The sequence below is a fragment of the Aureimonas sp. AU20 genome, from assembly GCF_001442755.1.
Classification (GTDB): domain Bacteria; phylum Pseudomonadota; class Alphaproteobacteria; order Rhizobiales; family Rhizobiaceae; genus Aureimonas.
Map to the genome: position 1 here is coordinate 269,960 of NZ_CP006368.1, position 22,467 is coordinate 292,426.

Below are 22,467 nucleotides of genomic sequence, written 5' to 3' on the forward strand. Positions count from 1 at the left end.
TTCAACTCGTGGAGAGACGGGCGAGGGCTGCGAGGATCATGCGCTCGGAGCGGACGAGATAGCGCTCCATGGCGCGGCTCGCCTCTTCGGGCCGGCCCGCTTCCAGCTCGGCCAGGATCGACGCGTTCATCTCGATATAGGGGGCGTGCAAGCGCTCGGGATCGTCGAGCTGGCCGAAGCAAAGGCGCAGTTCGGCGGCGACCTGCGCGTAGAAGGACGACAGGCGCTGGCTGTCGGCCAGATCCACCACGGCGGCGTGAAAGCGCATATTGGCGCTGCCGACGCCTTGCCAGTCGGCCTCGGCATGGCGCGCCCGCGCCTCGGCCACGGCCTCGGCCATGCGCGCGGCGGCGGGGTGGCCGGGATAGGCCTGGGCCAGGGCCTGGCATTCCAGCATCCGGCGCACGCGATAGATGTCGAGGATCGAGGCGGCAGAGGGCACCGAAACGAAGACGCCGCGATTGGGCTCGTGGTGCAGCAGCCCTTCCTTGGTGAGGAGGCGGAACACCTCGCGCAGCGTGTTGCGCGACACGGCGAGATCGCCTGCCAGCGCCGTTTCGGACAGGCGCTGGCCGGGCAGAAGCTCGCCCGCGATGATGCGGTCGCGCAGCGCCTCGGCGATGCGCGCCGTCAGCGCCAGCGGATTGGCAACGACGGCGCTCAATCGGAAAGGCCGCGCCCAGAGCTGGCCCAAGCGGTCTTGGTCGTTCGCGCCGGCATCCCCGCTCCTTGGCCCGTGTCTCGAATCGTCGCGGACCATCGGCCAAGCCGGGGCCGACATCAAGCCTCGCGCGCACTCTGGGCGCAGGCGCAGGGCGGACTTTGCGCAAGAGCCGCGCAGGACGTTGCTCGCTTGTTGGACATGTTGCCGACGTTCTGCACAAATTGCAGGACAGTCATGCAAAAATCGTTGAACAATATTGACCTTGTCGTTCAATCGTCGGAAGCTGTCACCGCAATTCGGCCCCAATCCTCCGGCGCGCGCCGCCCCATGGGAGCATGACGATGGATCCAGTTCCTTCCCCCCGGCCGGCCGTGCCGGCCGCGTCCTCGACCTTCGGGCGGGGCAACGAGTCCAAGCGCTTCGCCCTGGTCTCGGCGGTCTTCCTGATGGCGACCGCCGCCAGCGGACCGGGCTTCATCACCCAGACCGCGACCTTCACCCAGACCATGGGCGCGGCCTTCGCCTTCGGCATTCTGGCCTCGGTGATCATCGACTACATCGTCCAGATCAACATCTGGCGCATCGTCGCCGCCACGCGCATGCGCGCCTCCGACATCGCCAACGCGGCGATCCCCGGCTCGGGCTATCTCCTGGCCTTCCTCGTCATCCTGGGCGGGTTGTTCTTCAACATCGCCAATGTCGCCGGCGCCGGCCTCGGCCTCAACGCGCTGGTCGGGCTCGACCCCAAGATCGGCGGTGCGCTCTCGGCGCTGCTGGCGATCGGCATCTTCCTCAACAAGCGCGCCGGCGGGGTCATGGACCGCACCATGATCGCGCTCGGTGTCATCAAGATCGCACTGATCCTGTTCGTCGCCTATTCCGCCAGCCCGCCGGTCGGCGAGGCGCTGCGCCAGACCGTCTGGCCCGACACGATCGACTTCCCCACGATCACCACGATCGTCGGCGGCACGGTCGGCGGCTATCTCACCTATGCCGGCGCCCACCGCCTTCTCGACAAGGGGCTGGTCGGCAAGGAGAATATCCCCTCCGTCACCAAGGCCGCGCTGAACGGCATCACGGTGACAGGCATCATGCGCTTCATCCTGTTCCTCGGCATTCTCGGCGTCGTGTCGTCAGGCGTCACGCTGGACCTGTCGGGCCGCACCGCCAACCCCGCCGCCCAGGCCTTCGGCCATGCCGTCGGCGAGTTCGGCTTCCGCGTCTTCGGCTTGATCTTCTGGGCCGCCGGCATGAGCTCGATCATCGGCGCGGCCTATACGTCGGTCTCGTTCATGACCGCCTTCAAGACCGGCATGAGCGATCGCGCCCGGTCCTACGCCACCGTCGTCTTCATCTCCGTGTCGCTCGCCATCTTCCTGCTCATCGGCACCACGCCCGCCGCGCTTCTCGTCTTCGTCGGCGGCTTCAACGGGCTTGTCCTGCCGATCGGCCTCACCATCATCCTCTACGCTGCCTGGGCGCGGCGGGATCTGATGTGCGACTATCGCCATCCCATCTGGCTCTTCGGCCTCGGCGTCGCCACCGCCGCCTTGACCTGGTGGATGGGCTATCGCTCCATCGGCCCGATCTTCGCCTTCCTCAGCCGCTGATCCGCGAAAGGACGAAACGCCTATGTCCGCCATCGACCTCAACAGCGATCTCGGCGAAAGCTACGGCGCCTGGGCCATGGGCGACGACGCGGCGATGCTCTCCATCGTGTCCAGCGCCAACATCGCCTGCGGCTTCCATGCCGGCGATCCTGCCGGCCTGCTTCGCACCTTGCGCGAGGCGGCCGAGCGGGGCGTCAGGGTCGGCGCCCATGTCTCCTATCCCGATCGCGTCGGCTTCGGCCGGCGCGACATGGACGTGGCGCACGAGGATCTCTTGGCCGACGTCGTCTACCAGATCGGCGCGCTGCAGGGGCTGGCCCGCGCCGCCGGCACCTCGGTCACCTACGTCAAGCCGCATGGCGCGCTCTACAACCGCATCGCCGGCGACGCGCGCCAGGGGCGGGCGGTGATCGAAGGGATCAAGCTCGCCGACCCCGCGCTGGTCCTGATGGGGCTCGCCGGTGCGCCGATCCTCACGCAGGCCCGCGAGGCGGGGCTGGCGACCGTGGCCGAGGCCTTCGCCGACCGCGCCTATACGCCGGAGGGCACGTTGGTCTCGCGCCGCGAGCCGGGCGCGGTGATCCACGATCCCGAAACGGTCGCCCGCCGCATGGTGCAACTCGCTCAGTCCGGCACGCTGGAGGCCATCGACGGCTCCACCGTGCGCCTCACCGCGCAGTCGATCTGCGTTCATGGGGACAGTCCTGGCGCGGTCGCCATCGCGCGCGCCGTGCGCGAGGCCTTCGAGGCTTCCTCCATCGCCGTGCGGCCTTTCACGGGAGAGCGGGCATGAGTGCCGTCGCCACGCAGGCGCAGCTGGAAAGCGCCCGCGCGGCGCGGCTTCGCTACCGCGCCGGAGAAGTGGCGCCGACGGCCGGCGTCGCACCGGGCCTGACGCAGGCGAACATGATCGTCCTGCCGCGCGACTGGGCCTTCGACTTCCTGCTCTACGCCCAGCGCAACTCCAAGAGCTGCCCGGTGTTGGACGTCACGGATGTGGGGTCGGTCACCACCACGCTCGCGCCGCAAGCGGACCTTCGCACCGACCTGCCGCTGTACCGCATCTGGCGGGACGGCAAGCTGGCCGAGGAAGTGCCGGACGCGACAGCCGCCTGGGCCGAGCACCCCGATCTCGTCGCCTTCCTGATCGGCTGCTCCTTCACCTTCGAGACGCCGCTGGTCGAGGCCGGCATCGAGGTGCGCCACATCACCGACGGCACCAATGTGCCGATGTATCTGACCGACCGCGCCTGCCGCCCGGCCGGGCGGCTCAAGGGAAATCTCGTCGTCTCCATGCGCCCCGTTGCGGCCGAGCGCGTCGCGGATGCGGCGATGATTTCGGGGCGCTTTCCCGCCGTCCACGGCTCGCCCGTCCATGTCGGCGCGCCGGATCGGATCGGCATATCGGACCTCGCCAAGCCCGATTTCGGCGATCCCGTTCGCATCGAGCCCGGCGAGATCCCGGTCTTCTGGGCCTGCGGCGTCACCCCGCAGGCGGCGGTCATGGCCTCCGGCGTGCCCTTCGCCATCACCCATTCGCCGGGCCACATGTTCGTGACCGACATTCCCGACGCGGCCTATCACGTTTGAGAGTTCTTCCGATGCGCATCCTGCCGGTCAGTCTTCGCGTGGTGCTGGTGGAGCTTGCCGATCTCGGCGAGACGCTGGCGCTTTTCGCCTCGCTCCAGGCCGAACCGCTGGCCGGCGTCGACGAGGTGCTGCCGGCGGCCCGCACGCTGATGATCCGCTTCCAACCCGAAATCCTCTCGCCCGAGGCGCTGACTGAAGCCCTGCGCGCGCGCGATCTGACCGCCCGGCCCGACCGCGGCGGCGCTCTGGTCGAGGTGCCGACGGTCTATGATGGCGAGGATCTCGGCGAGGTGGCGGCGCTGACCGGGCTTTCCGTCGAGGAGGTGATTCGGCGCCACGCGGCCTCCGAGTTCACGGTCGCCTTTTCCGGCTTCGCGCCGGGCTTCGGCTATCTCGTCGGCGGCGACGAGGCGTTGCACGTGCCGCGTCGGCAGAGCCCGCGCACGCGCATTCCGGCGGGCTCGGTGGCGCTGGCCGGACCGTTCAGCGGAGTCTACCCGCAGCCGAGCCCCGGCGGCTGGCAGCTCATCGGCACGACGCCGGTGCCGATGTGGGATCTCGCCCGCACCCCGCCGGCCTTGTTCCAGCCGGGAGACCGGGTGCGCTTCGTCCCCATCGCGCCGGTCGAGGCCGAGCGGCTTCGCGAGGAGGCCGCGGCCACCGCGCCCGCGGCGGAGGCGCAGGCGCGGGCAGGGGGCTTGGCCGTTCTCGCCGCGGCCATGCCCGCCTTGTTTCAGGATCGCGGCCGCTTCGGCGAAACGCGCCAGGGCGTTTCGGCCTCCGGCGCGCTGGACGGCGGCGCTATGCGCGCGGCCAACCGCTTGGTCGGCAACCGGACCGACGCACCGGTGCTGGAGATCACCGGCGGCGGCTTTCGGCTGGAAGCGCGCGAGAGCGCCGTGGTGGCGATCGCCGGCGCGCCCGCGCCGCTGTCGCTGATCGACGCGGCTGGGCGCAATGTCCCGGCCGAGACGTGGCATACGCTGGCCCTGGAGCCCGGCGATAGGCTGGAGATCGCCGCGCCCAAGGCCGGCGTGCGGACCTATTTGGCGCTGCGCGGCGGCTTCGCCGTCGAGCCCGTTCTCGGCAGCGCCAGCACGGACACGCTCGCCCATGTCGGCCCGCCGGTGGTGACGGCGGGGGCCGTGCTGCGCGCCGACCCGGTCGCGCGCACGATCGTCGGCGCGGTGACCCCCGCGCTCGAAGCACCCTTCCTTTGCCCGGCGCGCGGCGAGACCGTGGTGCTCGACGTCGTGATGGGGCCGCGCACGGACTGGTTCACCGACGAGGCCGTCGCGCTCCTGGCGTCTCAGGTCTTTGAGGTCACGCCGCAGTCGAACCGCGTTGGCATCCGGTTGGAGGGCGCCGTCCCGCTCTCCAAGCGTGAGGGGATGGGTGAGCTGCCAAGCGAGGGCACGGCGACCGGCGCGATCCAGGTGCCCCATAGCGGCCAGCCCGTCCTGTTCCTGGCCGACCATCCGTTGACCGGCGGCTATCCCGTGATCGCGACGGTCGCCGAATACCATCTCGACCTCGCGGGCCAGATTCCGGTTCATGCCCGCATCCGCTTCCGTCCGATCCGCCCCTTCGCCGAGATCGCGCCTCTCGCTCACGAGACCACGCCATGAAAAAAGTCCTCATCGCCAATCGCGGCGAGATCGCCCTTCGCATCGTCCGTGCCTGCCGCGACGCCGGGCTCGGCTCGGTCGCCGTCTATGCCGACGCGGATGCCGACGCGCCCTTCGCCCGCGCCGCCGACGAGGCCTATGCGCTGGGCGGCGACAAGCCGGCCGACACCTATCTCGACGGCGTGAAACTCGTCGCGATCGCCTTGAAGGCCGGCGCCGACGCCGTCCATCCCGGCTACGGCTTCCTCTCGGAGCGGGCGGATTTCGCCAAAGCCGTGATCGACGCCGGCCTCACCTGGATCGGCCCCGACCCGGCGGTGATCGAGGCGCTGGGCGATAAGGTCGAGGCGCGGCGCATCGCCGAGCGCGTCGGCGCGCCGCTGGTGGCCGGCACGGACGGCCCGGCCGCCTCCGCCGAGGAGGTTCTGGCCTTCGCCCGCGAGCACGGGCTCCCCATCGCCATCAAGGCCGCCTTCGGCGGTGGCGGGCGCGGGCTGAAGGTCGCCTGGGAGATGGACGAGGTGGCCGAGCTCTTCGAGTCGGCCGTGCGCGAGGCGACCAGCGCCTTCGGGCGCGGCGAGTGCTTCGTGGAGCGCTTCATCGACCGGCCGCGCCATGTGGAAGCGCAGGTCCTGGCCGACCGGCACGGCCATGTCGCCGTGCTCGGCACGCGCGACTGCTCGCTCCAGCGGCGAAACCAGAAGCTGGTGGAAGAAGCGCCCGCGCCCTTCCTCACCGACGAGCAGCGCGCCCGCATCCACGAATCCGCCCGCGCCATCTGCGCGGAGGCCGGCTATACCGGCGCGGGAACGGTGGAGTTCCTGCTCGGTCGCGACGGGATCATCTCCTTCCTCGAGGTCAACACGCGGTTGCAGGTCGAGCATCCCGTGACCGAGGAGACGACGGGCATCGACCTCGTGCGCGAGCAATTCCGCATCGCCGACGGCCTTCCTTTGTCCTTTTCGGAGGTTCCGGCGCCGCGCGGCCATTCCATCGAGTTCCGCATCAACGCAGAGGACCCCGCGCGCGGCTTCCTGCCGACGCCGGGGGAGGTGACGCGTTTCGACCCGCCTTCCGGCCCCGGCATCCGGCTCGATAGCGGTGTCATCGCCGGCTCGCGCGTTCACCCCGCCTTCGACTCCATGCTGGCCAAGCTGATCGTGACCGGCGCGACGCGCGAGGAGGCGCTCGCCCGCGCGCGCCGGGCCTTGGGCGAGTTCGCGATCGAGGGCGTCGCCACGGTGCTGCCGTTCCACCGCGCGGTTCTCGATGCGCCGGCCTTCACAGCGGAAGACGGTTTCGGCGTTCACACGCGCTGGATCGAGACGGAATTCGCCGACACGCTGGCCGAGCAGGCGCGGCCCGCGCCGCTCGGCGAGGCGCCCATGCTGCGCCTACCGGTCGAGATCGACGGACGCCGCGTCCTGCTCGGCCTGCCGGCCGCCTTCGCCGCAGGCTTCAACCCGCTTGCCGCGCCCGCGCAAGCCCCGGCACCGAGTGCCGTGGCTGATCCCGGCGCTGTCGCGGCGCCCGTCGCCGGAACGCTGCAGGCCTGGCGCTTCTCGGACGGCGACGCGGTGGAGCCAGGCGCGATCCTCGTCACGATGGAAGCCATGAAGATGGAAACCAACGTGACGGCGCCGCATGCGGGCCGCCTGCGCATCCTCTCCAAGGACGGATATCAGGAGGTTGGCGCGGTTCTGGCGCGGATCGAGCCCGCCTGAAACGGGTGCCGCACAGCGTGTGCGAGGCGTCGGGGCAACGTCGGCCCGACGCCTCCGTTCGCCGAAAGCCGACACTTTGCTGAAATCGGGCGACCGGTGTCGGCGCTTGAGGGCGTTCGGCTCGTGCTCTTGCATAAGGGGCGGCTTGCCACTTGGCTCTGCCTACGGCACTTTGGACGTGTCAGCCTGGATGCGGCGATCTTGATCGGTCCGCACCGGGCTTCTTGGGCAACGGACTGCCAGCTGACACTCACCCCATTATTCGTGTTCCATAAGACAAATTATGAAGCTTCGGTTTTTCTTACCCTAATCAGAGGGTTGTGCGAGCGGGGTACCATAGAGAATTTGGCCGAGCAGTTCGCGGAGTTGACGGTCAGGGCGAAGTATCTCCGATCCCGATGACGCAATCTCAGCCGGCGCGGCCGGGACTTGACCCGTCATCGGTGAGCATCCCGCGACCTCGCCGACCGGCCCCGTCGGCATTTGAACGTCTCCTCAGTGATTTGCGATCGATAGCTCCCCGTCAAACTATTGCGGCACCGGCGCCGACAGCGCCCCTTGCCGGCGTCCCTTGGCGATGAGCCAGCGGTGGAAGTCCCGCGCGAAGGGCTTGTCCAGCGAGGGCGGGCTCCAGGCGAGGAAGTAAGGAGCGGCCAGCCGCAGCCGGCGATCGAAGGGAACGACGAGGCGGCCGCTTTCCAACTCGTCCGCGATCATCGACATCTGCGCCAGCACGAAGCCCCGCCCCGCCACCGCGGCGTCGATCGCGCTGGAGGACAGCATGTAGGAAAGGTCGCGCGGAATTTCGCCCGCCGGCGCGCCCACCTCCGCCGCCCAGTCCTCCCAACTCGGCGCCAGCGAGGCAGCGCCGGCCCAGACGATGTGAAGCAGCGGGAAGCTCAGGATGTCGGCGCCCTCTCGCAGCCTGTGCCCCTCGATCAGGCGCGGCGAGCAGGCTGGCACGGCCCAGTCGGTGAAGAGTTCCGCCGCGTGGAGATAGCGCGGCTGAGGCCCGTAGAAGATACGAAAGTCGATCCCGTCCCGTTCCAGATCGGGCTCCTGTTCCGTGCCGACGAGCTGCACCACCGAGCCCGGACACAGCGCGCGCCACTCGAAAATCTCCCGCCCGATCCATTTGCCGAGCACCGAGGTGAGCGCGCTGAGGCTGAGCGCCGTGTCGCCCCGCGCCCGGCGCACGATCTCCACCGCCCCAGCCAGCCGCGCGAAGCCCGCATGGATCTCGGCATGGTAGAGCCGGCCCCAGCGCGTCAGCTCCATCCGCCGGCCGCGCCGCTCGATCAGCGAAAGGCCCAGATGCTCTTCCAGCTTCTGCAATTGCTGCGTCACCGCGCCGGGCGAAACGCCGAGTTCGCGCGCCGCCTCGCTCACGCTGCCATGCGTGCCAAAGGCGGCGAAGGCCTGAAGCGCTTTGAGATGCGGGATGGGCGCCATGGTCCTCAAGCAGTTTGGATTTAGAATAACTAAAACATAGCACAGTTTTCAGCCGGTTGCCCCGCCTGCCGAAAGTTTCGACAATGTTGGGAATGGGACGGTGAGGATCGATCGATGTTTCTGCGAAACGCCTGGTATGTCGCGGCCTGGGATCACGAAGTCGCCGAGGGGCTGATGCCCGTCCGCGTGCTGGGCGAAAACATCGTCCTTTATCGCCGCCGCGACGGCGCGGTCGCCGCGCTGGAGGATGCCTGTCCGCATCGCAAGCTCCCCCTCTCCATGGGCCGCATCAAGGGCGACGATGTCGAGTGCGGCTATCACGGCCTCACCTTCGACGGCACGGGCACCTGCACCCGCGTTCCCGGCGCCGAGCGCATTCCGCATGTGGCGCGCGTTCGCGCCTACCCCATCCACGAGCGCTACGGCCTGCTCTGGATCTGGATGGGCGAGGCGGAAAAGGCCGACCCGGCCGAGATTTTCGCTGTGGAACACTGGGGCGACCCGGCCTGGGGCATCAATCGCGGCGAGTCCATGACGCTTGCCTGCAACTATCTCTACATGACCGACAATCTCCTGGACCCCTCGCATGTCGCCTGGGTCCACCAGAGCTCCTTCGCCAGCTCGGCCTGCGAGGAGACGCCGCTGGAAACGACGGTCGCGCCGAACGGCGTCACGGTCTGGCGCTGGATGATCGATTCCGAGCCGGCGCCCTTCTACGCGCCCTTCCTGAAATTCAGCGGCCATTGCGACCGCAAGCAGCACTACGAGGTGCGCTATCCCTCGAACGCCATCATCAAGGCGATCTTCGTGCCGGCCAACAGCTATCGCGAGGGCGAGCCGCTGCACGAGGACGTGTTCCTGATGGACAGCTACAATTTCATGACGCCGGTCGACGAAGGTCACACCAAATATTACTGGTTCCAAATGCGAAACTTCGCGCCGGACGACGCCGAGGTTTCCGCCCGCTTCGCCAAGTCGGTGCGCGGCGCCTTCGAGGAGGACCGCGTCGTTCTGGAGGCGGTCGACTATGGCATGGCCAACAAGCAGACGCCCAATCTCGATCTCAAGATCGATGTCGGCCCCTTGCGCTTCCGCCGCCGGATGCAGCAGCTGATCGAGGCCGAGCGGGCGGCACTCGCCTCCAATGCACCTCCCGCCCCCGCTTCCGTCGCGGCCGAATGAGCGAGGCCCCCTTGGCCGCCCCCGCCGGCTTCCGGCGTCTGCGCCTGCTGGACGCCCGGCGCGAGAGCGCGGCCATCACCTCGTATTTCTTGGAGCCGGTGGACCCCGGCGGCTGGGCGCCCTTCGCGCCGGGGCAGTTCCTCGTGTTCCGCCTGCCCGACGCCGCCTCTCCAGGCGGCTGGGCCTTGCGCAACTATTCCATCTCCGGCCCCTCGGACGGGCGAACCTACCGCATCTCCGTGAAACGCGAGCCTTGCGCGCGCGGGGCGGACGGCGCGGGCCTGGGGTCGGGCCATTTCCACCATCGCCTTCGGCCCGGCGACGAGGTCTGGGCGAGCGCGCCGCGCGGCGAGTTCGTGCTGGACGAGACGAGCGGACGCGCCGTCCTTCTCCTGTCGGGCGGCGTCGGGATCACGCCTCTGCTGGCGATGCTGCACCATCTGACCGAGCGATCCGACCGGCCCGTGCATTTCGTCCATGCCTGCGAGGACGGGCGCAACCATGCGCTGGCCGACGAGGTGGAGGCGCTGGCGGCCGCGCGCGCCGGCATAAGCGCCCATTTCGTCTACCGCGCGCCGACGGCGGAGGACGAGGCGCGCGGCCGTCATGTCGCCTCGGGCCTCGTGACGCGCGCGCTTCTCCGGTCGCTCCTGCCGTTGGACGATTACGACGTCTATCTCTGCGGGCCGACGCCCTTCATGCAGGCGCAGTATGCGACGCTGCTGGGCCTCGGCGTCCGGCCGGAGCGGATCGCCACCGAGTTCTTCGGCCCCGCCTCGCTGCTCGGCGCGGCCCCTGCCCCGGCCCCCGTCGCGCCCGCTCCGGTCGCGCCGGAACCCGCCTCCGCCGGCGAAGGGCCGCTCGTGTCCTTTGCCCGCTCCGGCGGCGCGACGGTCTGGCGCGAGGGCGCGGGCTCGCTTCTGGAACTGGCGGAAGGCGCCGGCCTCTCGCCCGCCTTCAGCTGCCGCTCGGGCGTCTGCATGACCTGCAGCGCCGCGCTCCTGTCGGGCGAGGTCGAGTACACCGAGGAGCCGTTGGACGAGCCCGCGCCCGGCCAGGTTCTTCTCTGCTGCACACGGCCGCGCGGCGACGTCACGCTGGACATCTGAGCATCCGTCCCGAGACCCGAGCGGGTAGAGCCTCGACGCCGCGCCCTCGCATCAAGCCATCGACGCCTCGCCCGCGACAGGAGGTCCCGCAAGAGGTCCCCACCGCCGAGGGCTTGAGCAGACGCGTCCCCTGCCCTTCCCGAACCGATCGGAGTCCTTCTTGAGCGAGTTTCCGCAACCTGCCGCCGAGGCCCCGCTTCAGCTCAACCCGCATGTGGCGGCCCTGCCGGCCTATAATGCGGGACTCAGCCTTGCGGCCGCGCGCCAGGCCAGCGGGCGGGAGGACATCGCGCGGCTGGCCAGCAACGAGAATCCCGACGGCTGCTCGCCGCGCGTTCTGGAAGCGCTCGCGGGCTACGATCCCTCGCGCTACGCCGACCCGGCCTGCAACGCCCTGCGCGGGGCGCTGGGTGCCTTTCTGGACGAAGAGCCCGACCGCATCGTCTGCGGCAACGGCTCGGAAGAGATGATCGCCGCCCTTTCGCGCGCGGCGCTGCAACCGGGGCGCGAGGTGCTGACCGTCGCGCCGAGCTTCGGCCTGCACGAGATCGAGCCGCTGGCGGCCGGCGCGCGGGTGCGCAAGATCGCCATGCGCCCCGATTTCGGCTTCGACCTCGACGCCCTGGCGGCGGCGCTGGCGCGCGGGCCGGCGCTCGCCTTCCTTTCCTCGCCCTGGAACCCGGTCGGCCCCGCGCTGGACGAGGCCGCGCTGACGCGGCTGGCCGAGTCGGCGCGCGGGCGCGGCACGCTCTTCGTGCTGGACGAGGCCTATTTCGAATATGGCGGCGACGCGCTGCCGGACGCGCGGCGCATTCTCTCACGCGCCGGCCTGCCCTTCGCGATCCTGCGCACCTTTTCCAAGGCCTATGGGCTGGCGGGCCTGCGCGTCGGCTATGCCATCGCCTCCAGTGCGGCGCTCGCCCGCGCCATCGCGGCGGCCAAGACGCCGTTCAACGTCAACGGCGCGGCGCAGATCGCGGCCCTTGCCGCATTGGCGGACCAGGACTGGATGCGCGCCTCCGTCCGCCGCCTGGAAGCGCGCCGCGCGGCGCTGGCGCAAGGGCTGGAAGCGGCCGGTTTTCGCACGGCTCCGTCCCACACCAACTTCCTGTTCGTGGACTGCGGCGGCGACAGCGCCTCGGCGTCGTCGGCGCTTCTGGCGGACGGTATCATCGTCAAACCCTGGCGCGAGCCCGGCTTCGAGCGCTATCTGCGCGTGACGATCGGCACGCCGGCCGATAATGAGCGCTTTCTCCGCGCCCTCATCCGTTGGAGCCAGACCTGATGCCAGACCGGACGCCAGACCCGATCATCGCAGCCGCCCCGGCCCTTCCCGCCGGTTTCGAGAATCGGCTGCGCGCCCTGCTCGGCCCCGCCCATGTGCGAACGGGCGAGGCGCTGGCCGCGATCGACCCCGGCTGGAACAAGGACAATCTGAAAAGCGGCTGCCTCGCCCTGCCCGGCTCGACCGAGGAGGTCGCGGCCGTTGTGCGCCTCTGCCGTGAGGCGGGCGTCGCCATCGTGCCGCAGGGCGGGCGTACGGGCCTTGTCGGCGGCTCGGTCTCGGCGCCGGGGCAACTCGTCGTCTCCACCGCAAGGCTCAACGCCGTGGAGCGGCTCGACCCGATCGAGCGCACCGTCACGGTGGGCTCGGGCGCCACGCTGCAATCGGTGCAGGAGGCCGCCGCCGCTCATGGGCTGGAGCCCGGCATCGACCTGCCCTCGCGCGGCACGGCAACCATCGGCGGCATGATCTCCACCAATGCCGGGGGCATCATGGCCTTCCGCAACGGCGTCATGCGCCACCGCGTCTTCGGGCTGGAAGCGGTGATGCCGGACGGAACCGTGATGAGCGATCTGACCCGCGTGGTGAAGACCGCCGCCGGCTACGATCTCAAGCATCTCCTGATCGGCGGCGAGGGCACGCTCGGTATCGTCACTCGCGCCGTCCTGAAGCTCGACCCGCTGCCGGAGGCGAGCGCCACGGCGCTGTTCGGCCTGCCCTCGGTGGAGGCGGTGCTGGAGGTGATCCGCCTCGCGCTGGCGCTTCCGGGCGTCGCCCTGCGCGGCGCGGAGGCCATGTGGAAGCCCTTTCTCGACCACACGGCGGGTGCGCTCGGCTGGGAGAGCGAGGCGATCGACCGCACCGCGCCGGTCTATCTCCTCCTGTCGATCGGCGGCGCCGAGGGCGGCCCCCTTCCGGCCGCGTTCGAGACCCTGTTCGAGACGGTGGTGGAGCGCTTTCCCGAGGCGTCGGGCCTCATCGCCCAGTCCCTGCGGCAGGAGCGCGATCTCTGGCGCCTGCGTGAGGACACCGACCTCGTCTACCACACCTATCCCGCCGCCCCGTCCTTCGACGTGTCGCTGCCGCAGTCGGAAATTCCGGCCTATCTCGATCGGCTCCTGCCCGAGCTGAAGGCGATCGACCAAGGCTTTGCGCCCTTCGTCTTCGGCCATCTAGCGGACGGAAATTTGCATCTGATCCTGAACCGCCCCGGCCCGCTGGAGCCCGACCTCATGGCGAAGGTCGAACATGCGCTCTATCGCGACGTCAGCCAGCGCGGCGGCTCCTTCTCGGCCGAGCACGGCGTCGGCACCAAGCGCATCGGCCCGATGGAGGCGACCGCCGACCCCGGCAAGCTCGCCTTCATGCGGGTCCTGAAATCTAGCCTCGATCCGGCCGGGCTGATGAACCCGGGCGTCGTCATCCGTCGCTGAGCGAACTGAGAGCGCCTAACAATACCTCCGGGCGGAGAGCCGGCGAGGACCTTTTCGTCACCGCGGGGAGCCGGGCGCAGCCCATGCAGCGCATGGGCGAGTACCGGCGACGGTCCAATCGGACGGGCGGGACATTTGCCGCGCTCGCGCGGCATGGCTTGCTCTGGGACGGAGGCGGAAAGGGACCGGCGGATCGACCTGACCGAGTTTCCAAACGGGCTCTTAGGCCCCCGGCGAGGGCGTGAAGCGGGCGACGAGCTCGTGCGCCTCGCCGGGATAGGTGATCTCGACGGCGGTGACGCTCGCCTCCGAGTTCCAGGTGCGCCGGTCGATGACGAGGCAGGGCGTGCCGGGGTCGAGGAGAAGCGCGGAGGCGGTGGCCGCATTGGCGCCCGCCGCGCGGATCGTGTGCTCGGCACTCGTCCATGGCACGCGCGCCATGAGCCAGGCACCCGGCGGTTCGGCGGCGAAATCCGTCTCGGCCGCGTCCGGCACCACGGCGAGATCGATCAGCCGGTTTTCGAGGCAGAAGGGCTGGCGCGCGGCGAAGTGGCGGCAGAGGATGGAGAGCACGGGATGCGGCTCGGCGAGGCCCAGCCGCGTCTGGTCGGCGCCCGAGGCTTCGCGACGCTCGAGCCGCATCATCTCGAACCCGTAGGCGAGGCCCAGCGTCTCCACCTCGCGGCGGATGTCGGCGATTTCCATCACGGCGGAATAGGACTGGGGCCGGCGCACGAAGCTGCCGGCCTTGCGCCGACGCTCGATCAGCCCGGCTGAGACGAGCTCGCCCATCACCTTGTTGACCGTCATGCGCGAGCAGCCGAACTGCGCGGCGAGCGCCTGCTCGAAGGGAAGCTGCGTGCCCGGCGGCCACTCGCCCGAGAGAATGCGGCCGCGCAGATCGGCAAGGATGGTCTGGTGCAGCGAAGGGCGCGTGGCCGATGTCATGCGCGCTGGATCAAGGCCCGCGCCGCTCACGGCGCCTGAAGCAGCATGGCCGCGCCGCGATCGAGATAGGTTTCCAGGAACTGCGTCAGGCGCGGGTGGCGCGGATGGGCGAAGACCTCGCCCGGCGCGCCGACGAGCAGCAGCTTGCCGCCGTCGAGAAAGGCGATCTGCTGGCCGACCGAGGCGGCAAAGCCGATCTCGTGCGTCACCACGACCATAGTCATGCCCTCAGTGGCGAGATCGCGCATGACGTTCAGCACCTCGCCCGTCAGCTCCGGGTCGAGCGAGGAGGTGGGCTCGTCGAACAGCATGATGGCGGGCTGGAGTGCCAGGGCGCGGGCGATGGCGACGCGCTGCTGCTGGCCGCCCGAGAGCTGCGAGGGGTAATGCCCGGCGCGCTCGCCAAGGCCGACATGGCGAAGCTGCTCCATGGCGCGCGCCTCGGCCTCGTCCCGCTTCAACCCGCGCACGCGCTTCAGGGCTTCCGAGACGTTGCCGAGCGCGGTCATGTGCGGCCAGAGATTGAACTGCTGGAACACCATGCCGATATGGCCGCGCACCTCGCGGATCGAGCTTTGCGGCAGGCGCACGCGCCGACCGCTTCCATCCTCGGTGAAGCCCAGCGGCGCGCCATTGACATGGATCGTGCCGCTCGTCGCCTCCTCCAGAAAGGCCATGCAGCGCAAAAGCGTGGATTTGCCCGAGCCCGAAGGGCCGATCAGGCAGGTCGTGGAACCGCTGGGAACTTCGAGGTCGATCCCTTTCAACACCTCGGTCTGACCGAAGCGCTTGGTGAGATTGCGGACGGCGATGGCGGGAATGCGCGTGCTCATGAGAACCTGAACTTGGAAAGCCGACGTTCGCTGAAGCGGCCGAGCCACCCGCAGATCTCGACCAAGAGCCAGTAGAAGAGGGCGAGAAGGAACATGGCCTCGACGAAGGCATATTGCTGCGAGCCGATGGCCCCGATCACCATGGTCATTTCCGGCACGGTGATGATGGAGAGGACCGCCGTTTCCTTGACCAGAAGGATGGTCATATTCACGCATTGCGGCAGGACCAGCATCGTCATCTCCGGCAGGAGAATGCGCAGGACGATCTGCCGGCGCGTGAGGCCGACGCATTCGGCGGCCTCGACATGGCCGGGCGGAATGGCGCGGAATCCGGCGCGGAAGATTTCCGAGAAATAGGCCGCGCCGTAGACGGTGAGGCCGATCAGCCCGGCGGGGATGGGATCGAGCCGCAGGCCGATGGCCGGGCCGCCGAAATAGAGGAGGAAGATCTGCACCAGAAAGGGCGTGCCGCGCAGGATTTCTACCACGACCCGCAGGAGCGCGCCCGCCCAACCCGGGCCGAACTGGCGCACGGTGGCGACGAGAAAGCCGAGAAGGAGGCCGCCAAAGGTCGAAGCGACCCAGATAAGCACGGTGAGGCGCAGGCCGGACAGGATCGCCGGCAGCTGGGCGAGGATGAGGGCGAAATCGAAGTTCATGCCCGCCCCGTCCGCACCAGCCGCTCGGTGAGCGAGCCCGCGCCCGCCAGGGTCCAGTTCATCGCGAGATAGAGACCGCCCGCCACCGCATAGAAGAGAAGCGGCTTGTAGGTGCTGGCCGAAAGATTCTGCGCCATGCGCGTCAGCTCGATGACGCCGACGACCGAGACGAGCGAGGAAGCCTTCAGAATGAGGATCGCCTCGTTGACGAGGGCCGGAAGCGTGAGCCGAAGCGCGATCGGCGCGCGGATGCGGCGAAACTGCTGCCAGGCGTTGAGGCCCACCATGTCGGCCGCCTCCATAAGACCCCGGGGAACGGATGCGAAGCCGCCGCGCAGGTTCTCCGCCTGATAGGCGGCGGTGCAGAGCGACAGGCCGATCAGCGCCGCGACGGTGCTCGGCACCATGAGGCCGAGAACCGGCAGGAGATTGTAGATCAGAAGCAGCTGGACGAGGAGCGGAACGCCCCGGAAGAAGCTGATGAAGGCGACCGCCGGCCAGCGCAGAGCTGCGCTCGGCGACAGGCGCGCGGCGCAGATCACAAGCCCGATGGCGAGCCCGATCGCGATCGACACGATGCTGAGGAACAGCGTGTTGCCCGCCGCCCAGAGCATGAGCTCGAAAAGCCTCATCGACATGGGATGTCCTCGAAGGCGAAGCGGGCCGCGCCGGGAGCCGAAAAGGCCAAAGGCGCGGCCCGGTCCGAGATCAGAAGGCGGGCTCGGGCGCGACGTCGGGCGTCTCGAAGGTCACGCCGAACCACTTCTTCTGGAGTTCGCCGAGGCGACCGTCGCCCTTCATCTTGACGAGAGCGGCCTGCATGGCGTCGAGCAGCGGCTGGTCGTCCGCCTTCTTGGTGCCGATGAAGCCGAAATAGCTCTTCTGGCCGAAGGCGGGCGTGACCACGGCGAAGATGTCCGGCTGCTTTTCCGCGACATAGGCGATGTTGGGCAGCGAGTTGGCGACGGCCGCGATGCGCCCGGCCGCGAGATCGGCATAGGCTTCGTTGAAGCCGACATATTCGCGCGTCTCGACGGGCTTGGGCAGCGTCTTGCCATAGGCCTGGACCTGCGCCAGCTGCGAGGTCGCCTTGCCGGCGCCCACCAGCTTGCCGGCGATGTCCTCGGGCTTCTGGATGCTGTCGTCGCCCTTGGCCTTCAGGAGCGCCACCGTCGCCTCGGCGATCGGCGACAGGAAGCGATAGCGCTCGAGCCGGGCCTTGGTGATGGTGGCGGGACCGGCGACGACGTCGAACTGGCCGGCTTCGAGGCCGGGAAGCACGCCGTCCCACGGCAGCTCGACCCATTGAACCTTGACGCCCAGCTCCTTGCCGATTTCCTCGAACGCGTCGACATTGAGCCCGGCGTGCTCGCCCGCCTCGTCGATGAAGTCGAAGGGCGCGAAGGCGGTCTCGGTGCCGACCTTCAGGACGCCCGCCGCTTTGACGCGGGCCAGCGCGTCCTCGGCATGCGCCGCGAAGGGCAGAGAGAGCGAGAAGCCGAGCGCGAAGGCGGCCTTCAGAAGCGAGCGTTTGTTCATGCCGGTCTCCCGCGGGAATGGGAAGGAAGGGACGGGCGACGCGAAGAGCCGCCGCCAATAAGCCTAGACATAACAGCGGCTGCGATAGGGTGTGTCAATTGCTGTGCAGAATTTTTTTCGCCCAATGAGTGGGCACTGCAGGGAGCTGAATTGCAGCGAATCGGAGCGGCGAACGTTCGTATCGCCGCCAGCGCGAGGGTGCAGAGGCGTTTCGAACGAGAACTATTCTAGACCGGATCGAGAGCGCTGTCGTCCCCGGCAGATGCGACCTCCGTCAGGGTCCGCTTTCGGCAAGATGGCGGAAAATATGTCTATACATGTCGAGAATCCTGACATAGCTTTTTGCTTCCATCCGAGCGGCCGCCGATCACGCGGGAGGACGGGGTGCCCTGGCGCGGCCCGCACCCCACGCCAAGCGATCCGGCCGCCTTGTCCGCCCGTCCCGCTTCGTCGGAGAGATCCATGACCACGCTTCTCCTCACCCCCGGCCGCGCGACGCTGGCCGACTGGCGCGCCATCCATCGCGGCGCCGTGCCCCGGCTCGACCCCGCCTGCTTGCCGGCGGTCGAGGCCTCGGCGCAGGCGGTCTTGCGCATCCTGGCGCGGGGCGAGCCGGTCTATGGCATCAACACGGGCTTCGGAAAGCTCGCCAGCGTGCGGATCGGCGGCGAGGATCTGGCGACGCTCCAGCGCAACATCGTGCTCAGCCACGCGGCCGGCGTCGGCGAGCCCATGCCGCTCGCGGTCTGCCGCCTCATGATGGCGCTGAAGCTCGCCAGCCTCGGCCAGGGCGCGTCGGGCGTTTCGCGCGCCACGATCGATCTTCTCGGCGCGCTTCTGGAAAAGGACCTCGTGCCCGTCGTTCCAAGCCAAGGCTCGGTCGGCGCCTCGGGCGATTTGGCGCCGCTCGCGCACATGACCGCAGCCATGATCGGCGTTGGCCATTTCTTCGTGGAGGGCCGGCGCGTTCCGGCCGAAGCGGCGCTGGCCGGCGCGGGCCTTGCCCCCATCACGCTCTCGGCCAAGGAAGGGCTGGCGCTGCTCAACGGCACGCAGTTCTCCACCGCCAACGCGCTGGCCGGCCTGTTCGAGGCCGAACGCCTGTTTCATTCCGCCCTCGTCACCGGCGCGCTTTCGACCGACGCGGCGCGCGGCTCCGACACGCCCTTCGACCCGCGCATCCACGCCCTGCGCCGCCATCGCGGGCAGATCGAGACGGCCGCCGCCCTGCGCGCGCTGATGGCGGGCTCGGCCATTCGCGAGTCGCACCGGGTTGACGATCCGCGCGTGCAGGACCCCTATTGCCTGCGCTGCCAGCCGCAGGTCATGGGCGCGGCGCTCGACATCCTGCGCCAGGCCGCCGCGACCCTGGAAACCGAGGCGAACGGCGTGTCGGACAATCCGCTGATCTTCGCCGACACCGACGAGGCGCTGTCGGGCGGCAATTTCCACGCCGAGCCCGTAGCCTTCGCCGCCGATATGATCGCCATGGCGGTCTGCGAGATCGGCTCCATCGCCGAGCGGCGCGTCGCCATGCTGGTGGACCCCGCGCTGTCGGGCCTGCCGGCCTTCCTGACGCCGCGCCCTGGGCTCAATTCCGGCTTCATGATCCCGCAGGTGACGGCGGCCGCGCTGGTGTCGGAGAACAAGCAGCGCGCCATGCCGGCGAGCGTCGATTCGATTCCGACCTCCGCCAACCAGGAAGATCATGTCTCCATGGCCGCGCACGGCGCGCGCCGGCTCCTGCCCATGGTGGAGAACGCCTTCGGCGTCATCGCGATCGAGCTTCTGGCCGCGGCGCAAGGCTGCGATCTCGGCCCGGCGCTTGCCTCCAGCCCGGCGCTGGAAGCGGTGCGCCGCTTGCTGCGCTCGCATGTGCCGACCCTGACCGACGACCGGCATTTCCATCCCGATCTGGAGGCCGCGATCGAACTCGTGCGCTCCGGCGCCGTGGTGGAGGCGGCCTCCGCCATTGCCCTTCCCGCGTTGGGCTGAGACCCGCTCCGAGCGGTTTCGCGGGGCCGGTGGTTGATTCCGGCCCCGGCCCTCGCGCAGGATGCGCGTCTCCGGTTCGGTCCGCCGATCCTCGCAGCGGAGCTCATGCCCATGGCCGTCCGGCCGCCCTCCTCCCCGCCTCCGAAGCCCAACCCTCTCGTCCGCTCGGTCCTGCCGCCGCCCATTCCCGTGGCGAAGGGCTGGCTTGCCGACTACGACGGGGCGCGGGGGGCGGCGGTCGATCTTAGCCAGGCCGTGCCGGGCGATCCGCCGCCCGAAGCGCTGTCGCGGCGCCTCGCCGGCGAGGGCGCGGGGGCGGAGGCCGCGCGCTACGGGCCGATCCTCGGCGACGACGCCCTTCGCGCTGCCTATGCCGAGGAGAGTTCGCGCTTCTACGGCGCCTGCGTCGAGGCGGCGGATGTCGCCATCACCGCCGGCTGCAATCAGGCTTTCTTCGTCGCCGCCATGGCGGTGGCCAAGGCCGGCGACTCGATCCTCCTGCCGACGCCCTGGTACTTCAACCACCAGATGACGCTGGATCTCCTCGGCATCGAGGCGCGCCCGCTTGAAACCACCGCCGAGAACGGCTTCGTGCCGGACGCGGCGAGCGCCGAGGCGCTGATCGACGAGACGACGCGCGCGCTCGTTCTCGTCTCTCCCAACAATCCGACCGGGGCGATCTATCCACCCGAGACGATCCGCGCGCTGTTCGACCTCTGCCGCCGGCGCGGGCTCTATCTGATCCTCGACGAGACCTATCGCGACTTCGTCGGACGCGCCGCGCCGCATGGGCTGTTCGCCGAGCCGGACTGGCGCGAGCATCTGATCGGCCTTTATTCCTTCTCCAAGTCCTTCGCCATTCCGGGCTATCGGCTGGGCGCGATGACGGCGGGGCCGGCGCTTCTCTCAGCGGCTGAGACCATCCTCGACTGCATGCAGATCTGCGCCCCGCGCCCGCCGCAGGTGGCCTTGGCGCCCAGCATCGCGGAGTGCGCGGACTGGCGGGCGGAAAAGACGCGCGCGGTGCTGGACAAGGCGGACCGCTTTCGAGCGGCGATGGCCGCGCGGCCGGACTGGCGCATCCGTCAGATGGGCGCCTATTTCGCCTTTCTGGAACACCCCTTCCCCGGCCGGTCCGATGTCGAGGTGGCCAAGGCGCTGGCCGCGCGGCTGGGGCTCCTCGTCCTGCCCGGCTCCTTCTTCGGCCCCGGGCAATCGCGTTTCCTGCGCGTCGCCTTCGCCAATGTCGACGCGGCGGGGCTGGAGCGCTTCGCGGATCGGCTGAGCGAGGCCGACACGCTCTTTTCCGACGAAAGGATGATGGCATGACCGACGAGACGCTGGACGAGCTGCGCACGCGCTTTGGCGGCGACAACGAAAGCCGGATCTACGATTCGCATTTCGCCGAGGTCGCCTCGCGCCTGTTCGATGCCAAGGGAACGCGCGTCGCGCCCTATGCCGGCCTGCCGACGCTGCTTGACGCGCCCTATCGGCAGGTGGATTGGGCGGCGCCCGACCTTTCAGGACTCGACGTGGCGCTGATCGGCATGCCGATGGATCTTGGCGTCACCAATCGCAACGGCTCCCGCTTCGGCCCGCGCGCGCTGCGCGCCATCGAGCGTATCGGGCCCTACAATCATGTGCTGCGCACCATGCCGGGGCGCGAGCTCAGCGTGGCCGATTGCGGCGACGTGCCCTTCCGCAGCCGCTTCCATCTCGACCTGTCGCATCAGGACATCGAGGCCACGATCGCGGCCGTGGTCGCGGCGGGCGTGATGCCGCTCAGCGTCGGCGGCGATCATTCCATCTCGCTGCCGATCCTGCGCGCCGTCGGGCGCGATCGCCCCGTCGGAATGATCCATATCGACGCCCATTGCGATACGTCCGGCCCGTTCGACCATTGCCGCTTCCACCATGGCGGCCCGTTCCGCCATGCGGTTCTGGAAGGCGTGCTCGACCCAAAGCGCACGATCCAGATCGGCATTCGCGGCTCGTCGGACTATCTCTGGGAGTTCTCCGCCGCCTCCGGCATGACCGTGATCCATGCCGAGGAGGTCGAGGAACTGGGCCTTGCCACCGTGATCGAGCGGGCGCTCGCCGTCGTCGGCGACGGGCCGACCTATCTCTCCTTCGACATCGACAGTCTCGACCCCGCCTTCGCGCCGGGCACCGGCACGCCGGAGATCGGCGGGCTTTCGACGCGCGAGGCGCAGGCCCTGCTGCGTGGGCTGAAGGGTGTCGATTTCGTCGGCGGCGACGTGGTGGAGGTGGCCCCGCAATATGACACGACCACCAACACGGCCCAGGCCGGCGCTCAGATGCTGTTCGAGATCCTCAGCCTCCTGCCCTTCTCGCCTTCGCTCAACCGAGGTGGCTAAAACGGGTTAGCTATGCGTCTCTTGCATGTCCGTGCTGCGAGTCACCGATAGCGAACGAGCGCAGAGCTCCCCTTCGAGCTTTGCGCTCCTCATCTTCGCCGCCGGAGCCTATGGTCCGGTCATCGAAAGAAAACGACCACGCCGGCCACCACCGACGAGAGGCCGGACCCAAAAGGAGACTCCTATGAACATCGCTCGCTCCTTCAACGCCTGGCGCCAGTATCGCAACACGGCCACGGAGCTGAACCGCCTGTCGCAGCGCGAACTCTCCGACCTCGGCATCTCGCGCTCCGAGATCCCGGCTCTCGCCCGTCAGTCGGTGCGATAAGTTTCTGCTTCTGTCGCATTGTCCGACGGCAAAGCGTATCCGCTTTGCCTGGAAATGCTTTGACCCATTCCCCATCCGTCCCGGCCGGTCCTCCCCCGGTCACGACGTGA

Annotated in this window: 20 protein-coding genes; 13 read left to right on the plus strand and 7 right to left on the minus strand. The window is 69.2% G+C overall.

From position 1 onward, the window contains the following. Position 1: 1 nt before the first annotated feature. A complete protein-coding gene (locus M673_RS18190; RefSeq protein WP_244493118.1) occupies positions 2–664 on the minus strand; it encodes a GntR family transcriptional regulator in 663 nt (220 codons plus the stop codon). A 335-nt stretch (positions 665–999) separates the two neighbouring features. Here M673_RS18190 and M673_RS18195 point away from each other — a divergent pair, with 335 nt between their 5' ends. Genes M673_RS18195 through M673_RS18215 form a run of 5 tightly spaced genes read left to right on the plus strand, consistent with a single transcriptional unit; the run spans position 1,000 to position 7,216 of the window. After that, the gene (locus M673_RS18195; protein ID WP_244493117.1) at positions 1,000–2,274 is read left to right on the plus strand and encodes an NRAMP family divalent metal transporter; all 1,275 of its coding nucleotides are present in this window, start codon (positions 1,000–1,002) and stop codon (positions 2,272–2,274) included. Positions 2,275–2,296: 22 nt separating this feature from the next. Further along, positions 2,297–3,067, plus strand: coding sequence for a LamB/YcsF family protein (locus M673_RS18200; RefSeq protein WP_061978124.1), 771 nt, complete (start codon positions 2,297–2,299; stop codon positions 3,065–3,067). Then, positions 3,064–3,864 (plus strand): putative hydro-lyase, encoded by an 801-nt coding sequence (locus M673_RS18205; RefSeq protein WP_061978125.1) that lies wholly within the window; start codon positions 3,064–3,066, stop codon positions 3,862–3,864. The genes M673_RS18200 and M673_RS18205 overlap by 4 nt, the downstream gene beginning before the upstream one ends. An 11-nt stretch (positions 3,865–3,875) precedes the next feature. Next, positions 3,876–5,492 (plus strand): urea amidolyase family protein, encoded by a 1,617-nt coding sequence (locus tag M673_RS18210; RefSeq protein ID WP_061978126.1) that lies wholly within the window; start codon positions 3,876–3,878, stop codon positions 5,490–5,492. Next, positions 5,489–7,216, plus strand: coding sequence for an acetyl/propionyl/methylcrotonyl-CoA carboxylase subunit alpha (locus M673_RS18215; protein ID WP_061978127.1), 1,728 nt, complete (start codon positions 5,489–5,491; stop codon positions 7,214–7,216). The genes M673_RS18210 and M673_RS18215 overlap by 4 nt, the downstream gene beginning before the upstream one ends. Positions 7,217–7,744: 528 nt before the next feature. On the opposite strand, the gene M673_RS18225 is transcribed toward M673_RS18215, so the two are convergent. After that, positions 7,745–8,668 carry a LysR family transcriptional regulator gene (locus tag M673_RS18225; RefSeq protein WP_061978129.1) on the minus strand — a complete coding sequence of 308 codons (924 nt, stop codon included), beginning with the start codon at positions 8,666–8,668 and terminating at the stop codon, positions 7,745–7,747. 114 nt (positions 8,669–8,782) lie between these two features. On the opposite strand from M673_RS18225, the gene M673_RS18230 reads away from it, so the two are divergent. From M673_RS18230 to M673_RS18245, 4 genes are all read left to right on the plus strand, one after another. Further along, the gene (locus M673_RS18230) at positions 8,783–9,850 is read left to right on the plus strand and encodes an aromatic ring-hydroxylating dioxygenase subunit alpha (RefSeq protein WP_061978130.1); all 1,068 of its coding nucleotides are present in this window, start codon (positions 8,783–8,785) and stop codon (positions 9,848–9,850) included. Then, positions 9,847–10,959, plus strand: coding sequence for a 2Fe-2S iron-sulfur cluster-binding protein (locus M673_RS18235; RefSeq protein ID WP_061978131.1), 1,113 nt, complete (start codon positions 9,847–9,849; stop codon positions 10,957–10,959). The genes M673_RS18230 and M673_RS18235 overlap by 4 nt, the downstream gene beginning before the upstream one ends. A gap of 160 nt (positions 10,960–11,119) precedes the next feature. Then, a complete protein-coding gene (locus M673_RS18240; RefSeq protein WP_061978132.1) occupies positions 11,120–12,244 on the plus strand; it encodes an aminotransferase class I/II-fold pyridoxal phosphate-dependent enzyme in 1,125 nt (374 codons plus the stop codon). Further along, complete coding sequence (locus M673_RS18245; RefSeq protein ID WP_061978133.1) at positions 12,244–13,677, plus strand: FAD-binding oxidoreductase; 1,434 nt, start codon at positions 12,244–12,246, stop codon at positions 13,675–13,677. Before M673_RS18240 ends, M673_RS18245 begins: the two co-directional genes overlap by 1 nt. A gap of 222 nt (positions 13,678–13,899) precedes the next feature. Here M673_RS18245 and hutC read toward each other — a convergent pair whose 3' ends face one another. The 5 genes from hutC to M673_RS18270 all read right to left on the minus strand — a co-directional run bounded on the left by hutC (position 13,900) and on the right by M673_RS18270 (position 17,656). Beyond that, positions 13,900–14,625 (minus strand): histidine utilization repressor, encoded by a 726-nt coding sequence (hutC, locus tag M673_RS18250; RefSeq protein WP_061978134.1) that lies wholly within the window; start codon positions 14,623–14,625, stop codon positions 13,900–13,902. Between the two features lie 26 nt (positions 14,626–14,651). Then, positions 14,652–15,458, minus strand: a complete 807-nt coding sequence (locus M673_RS18255) for an amino acid ABC transporter ATP-binding protein (protein ID WP_061978135.1) — start codon at positions 15,456–15,458, stop codon at positions 14,652–14,654. After that, a complete protein-coding gene (locus tag M673_RS18260) occupies positions 15,455–16,117 on the minus strand; it encodes an amino acid ABC transporter permease (protein WP_061978136.1) in 663 nt (220 codons plus the stop codon). Before M673_RS18260 ends, M673_RS18255 begins: the two co-directional genes overlap by 4 nt. Then, a complete protein-coding gene (locus M673_RS18265) occupies positions 16,114–16,755 on the minus strand; it encodes an amino acid ABC transporter permease (RefSeq protein ID WP_061978137.1) in 642 nt (213 codons plus the stop codon). Before M673_RS18265 ends, M673_RS18260 begins: the two co-directional genes overlap by 4 nt. 70 nt (positions 16,756–16,825) lie before the next feature. Next, positions 16,826–17,656, minus strand: coding sequence for a transporter substrate-binding domain-containing protein (locus M673_RS18270; protein WP_061978138.1), 831 nt, complete (start codon positions 17,654–17,656; stop codon positions 16,826–16,828). Between the two features lie 462 nt (positions 17,657–18,118). Between M673_RS18270 and hutH the strand changes: the two genes are divergently transcribed. From hutH to M673_RS23750, 4 genes are all read left to right on the plus strand, one after another. Continuing rightward, complete coding sequence (hutH, locus tag M673_RS18275) at positions 18,119–19,651, plus strand: histidine ammonia-lyase (RefSeq protein WP_061978139.1); 1,533 nt, start codon at positions 18,119–18,121, stop codon at positions 19,649–19,651. A gap of 111 nt (positions 19,652–19,762) precedes the next feature. Continuing rightward, a complete protein-coding gene (locus M673_RS18280) occupies positions 19,763–20,980 on the plus strand; it encodes an aminotransferase (RefSeq protein ID WP_061978297.1) in 1,218 nt (405 codons plus the stop codon). Further along, positions 20,977–22,029 carry an agmatinase gene (gene speB, locus M673_RS18285; protein ID WP_061978140.1) on the plus strand — a complete coding sequence of 351 codons (1,053 nt, stop codon included), beginning with the start codon at positions 20,977–20,979 and terminating at the stop codon, positions 22,027–22,029. The genes M673_RS18280 and speB overlap by 4 nt, the downstream gene beginning before the upstream one ends. A 184-nt stretch (positions 22,030–22,213) precedes the next feature. After that, positions 22,214–22,357: a DUF1127 domain-containing protein gene (locus M673_RS23750; protein ID WP_082639818.1), complete on the plus strand. Its 144-nt coding sequence runs from the start codon at positions 22,214–22,216 to the stop codon at positions 22,355–22,357. The last annotated feature ends 110 nt before the right edge of the window (positions 22,358–22,467 follow it).

Coding starts and splice junctions, on each gene's coding strand:
- M673_RS18230 (WP_061978130.1), top strand. CDS start 8,783: ATGTTTCTGCGAAACGCCTGGTATGTCGCGGCCTGGGATCACGAAGTC.
- M673_RS18205 (WP_061978125.1), top strand. CDS start 3,064: ATGAGTGCCGTCGCCACGCAGGCGCAGCTGGAAAGCGCCCGCGCGGCG.
- M673_RS18225 (WP_061978129.1), bottom strand. CDS start 8,668: ATGGCGCCCATCCCGCATCTCAAAGCGCTTCAGGCCTTCGCCGCCTTT.
- hutC (WP_061978134.1), bottom strand. CDS start 14,625: ATGACATCGGCCACGCGCCCTTCGCTGCACCAGACCATCCTTGCCGAT.
- hutH (WP_061978139.1), top strand. CDS start 18,119: ATGACCACGCTTCTCCTCACCCCCGGCCGCGCGACGCTGGCCGACTGG.
- M673_RS18270 (WP_061978138.1), bottom strand. CDS start 17,656: ATGAACAAACGCTCGCTTCTGAAGGCCGCCTTCGCGCTCGGCTTCTCG.
- M673_RS18260 (WP_061978136.1), bottom strand. CDS start 16,117: ATGAACTTCGATTTCGCCCTCATCCTCGCCCAGCTGCCGGCGATCCTG.
- M673_RS18210 (WP_061978126.1), top strand. CDS start 3,876: ATGCGCATCCTGCCGGTCAGTCTTCGCGTGGTGCTGGTGGAGCTTGCC.
- M673_RS18235 (WP_061978131.1), top strand. CDS start 9,847: ATGAGCGAGGCCCCCTTGGCCGCCCCCGCCGGCTTCCGGCGTCTGCGC.
- M673_RS18265 (WP_061978137.1), bottom strand. CDS start 16,755: ATGTCGATGAGGCTTTTCGAGCTCATGCTCTGGGCGGCGGGCAACACG.
- M673_RS18200 (WP_061978124.1), top strand. CDS start 2,297: ATGTCCGCCATCGACCTCAACAGCGATCTCGGCGAAAGCTACGGCGCC.
- M673_RS18215 (WP_061978127.1), top strand. CDS start 5,489: ATGAAAAAAGTCCTCATCGCCAATCGCGGCGAGATCGCCCTTCGCATC.
- M673_RS23750 (WP_082639818.1), top strand. CDS start 22,214: ATGAACATCGCTCGCTCCTTCAACGCCTGGCGCCAGTATCGCAACACG.
- M673_RS18280 (WP_061978297.1), top strand. CDS start 19,763: ATGGCCGTCCGGCCGCCCTCCTCCCCGCCTCCGAAGCCCAACCCTCTC.
- M673_RS18195 (WP_244493117.1), top strand. CDS start 1,000: ATGACGATGGATCCAGTTCCTTCCCCCCGGCCGGCCGTGCCGGCCGCG.
- M673_RS18245 (WP_061978133.1), top strand. CDS start 12,244: ATGCCAGACCGGACGCCAGACCCGATCATCGCAGCCGCCCCGGCCCTT.
- M673_RS18255 (WP_061978135.1), bottom strand. CDS start 15,458: ATGAGCACGCGCATTCCCGCCATCGCCGTCCGCAATCTCACCAAGCGC.
- speB (WP_061978140.1), top strand. CDS start 20,977: ATGACCGACGAGACGCTGGACGAGCTGCGCACGCGCTTTGGCGGCGAC.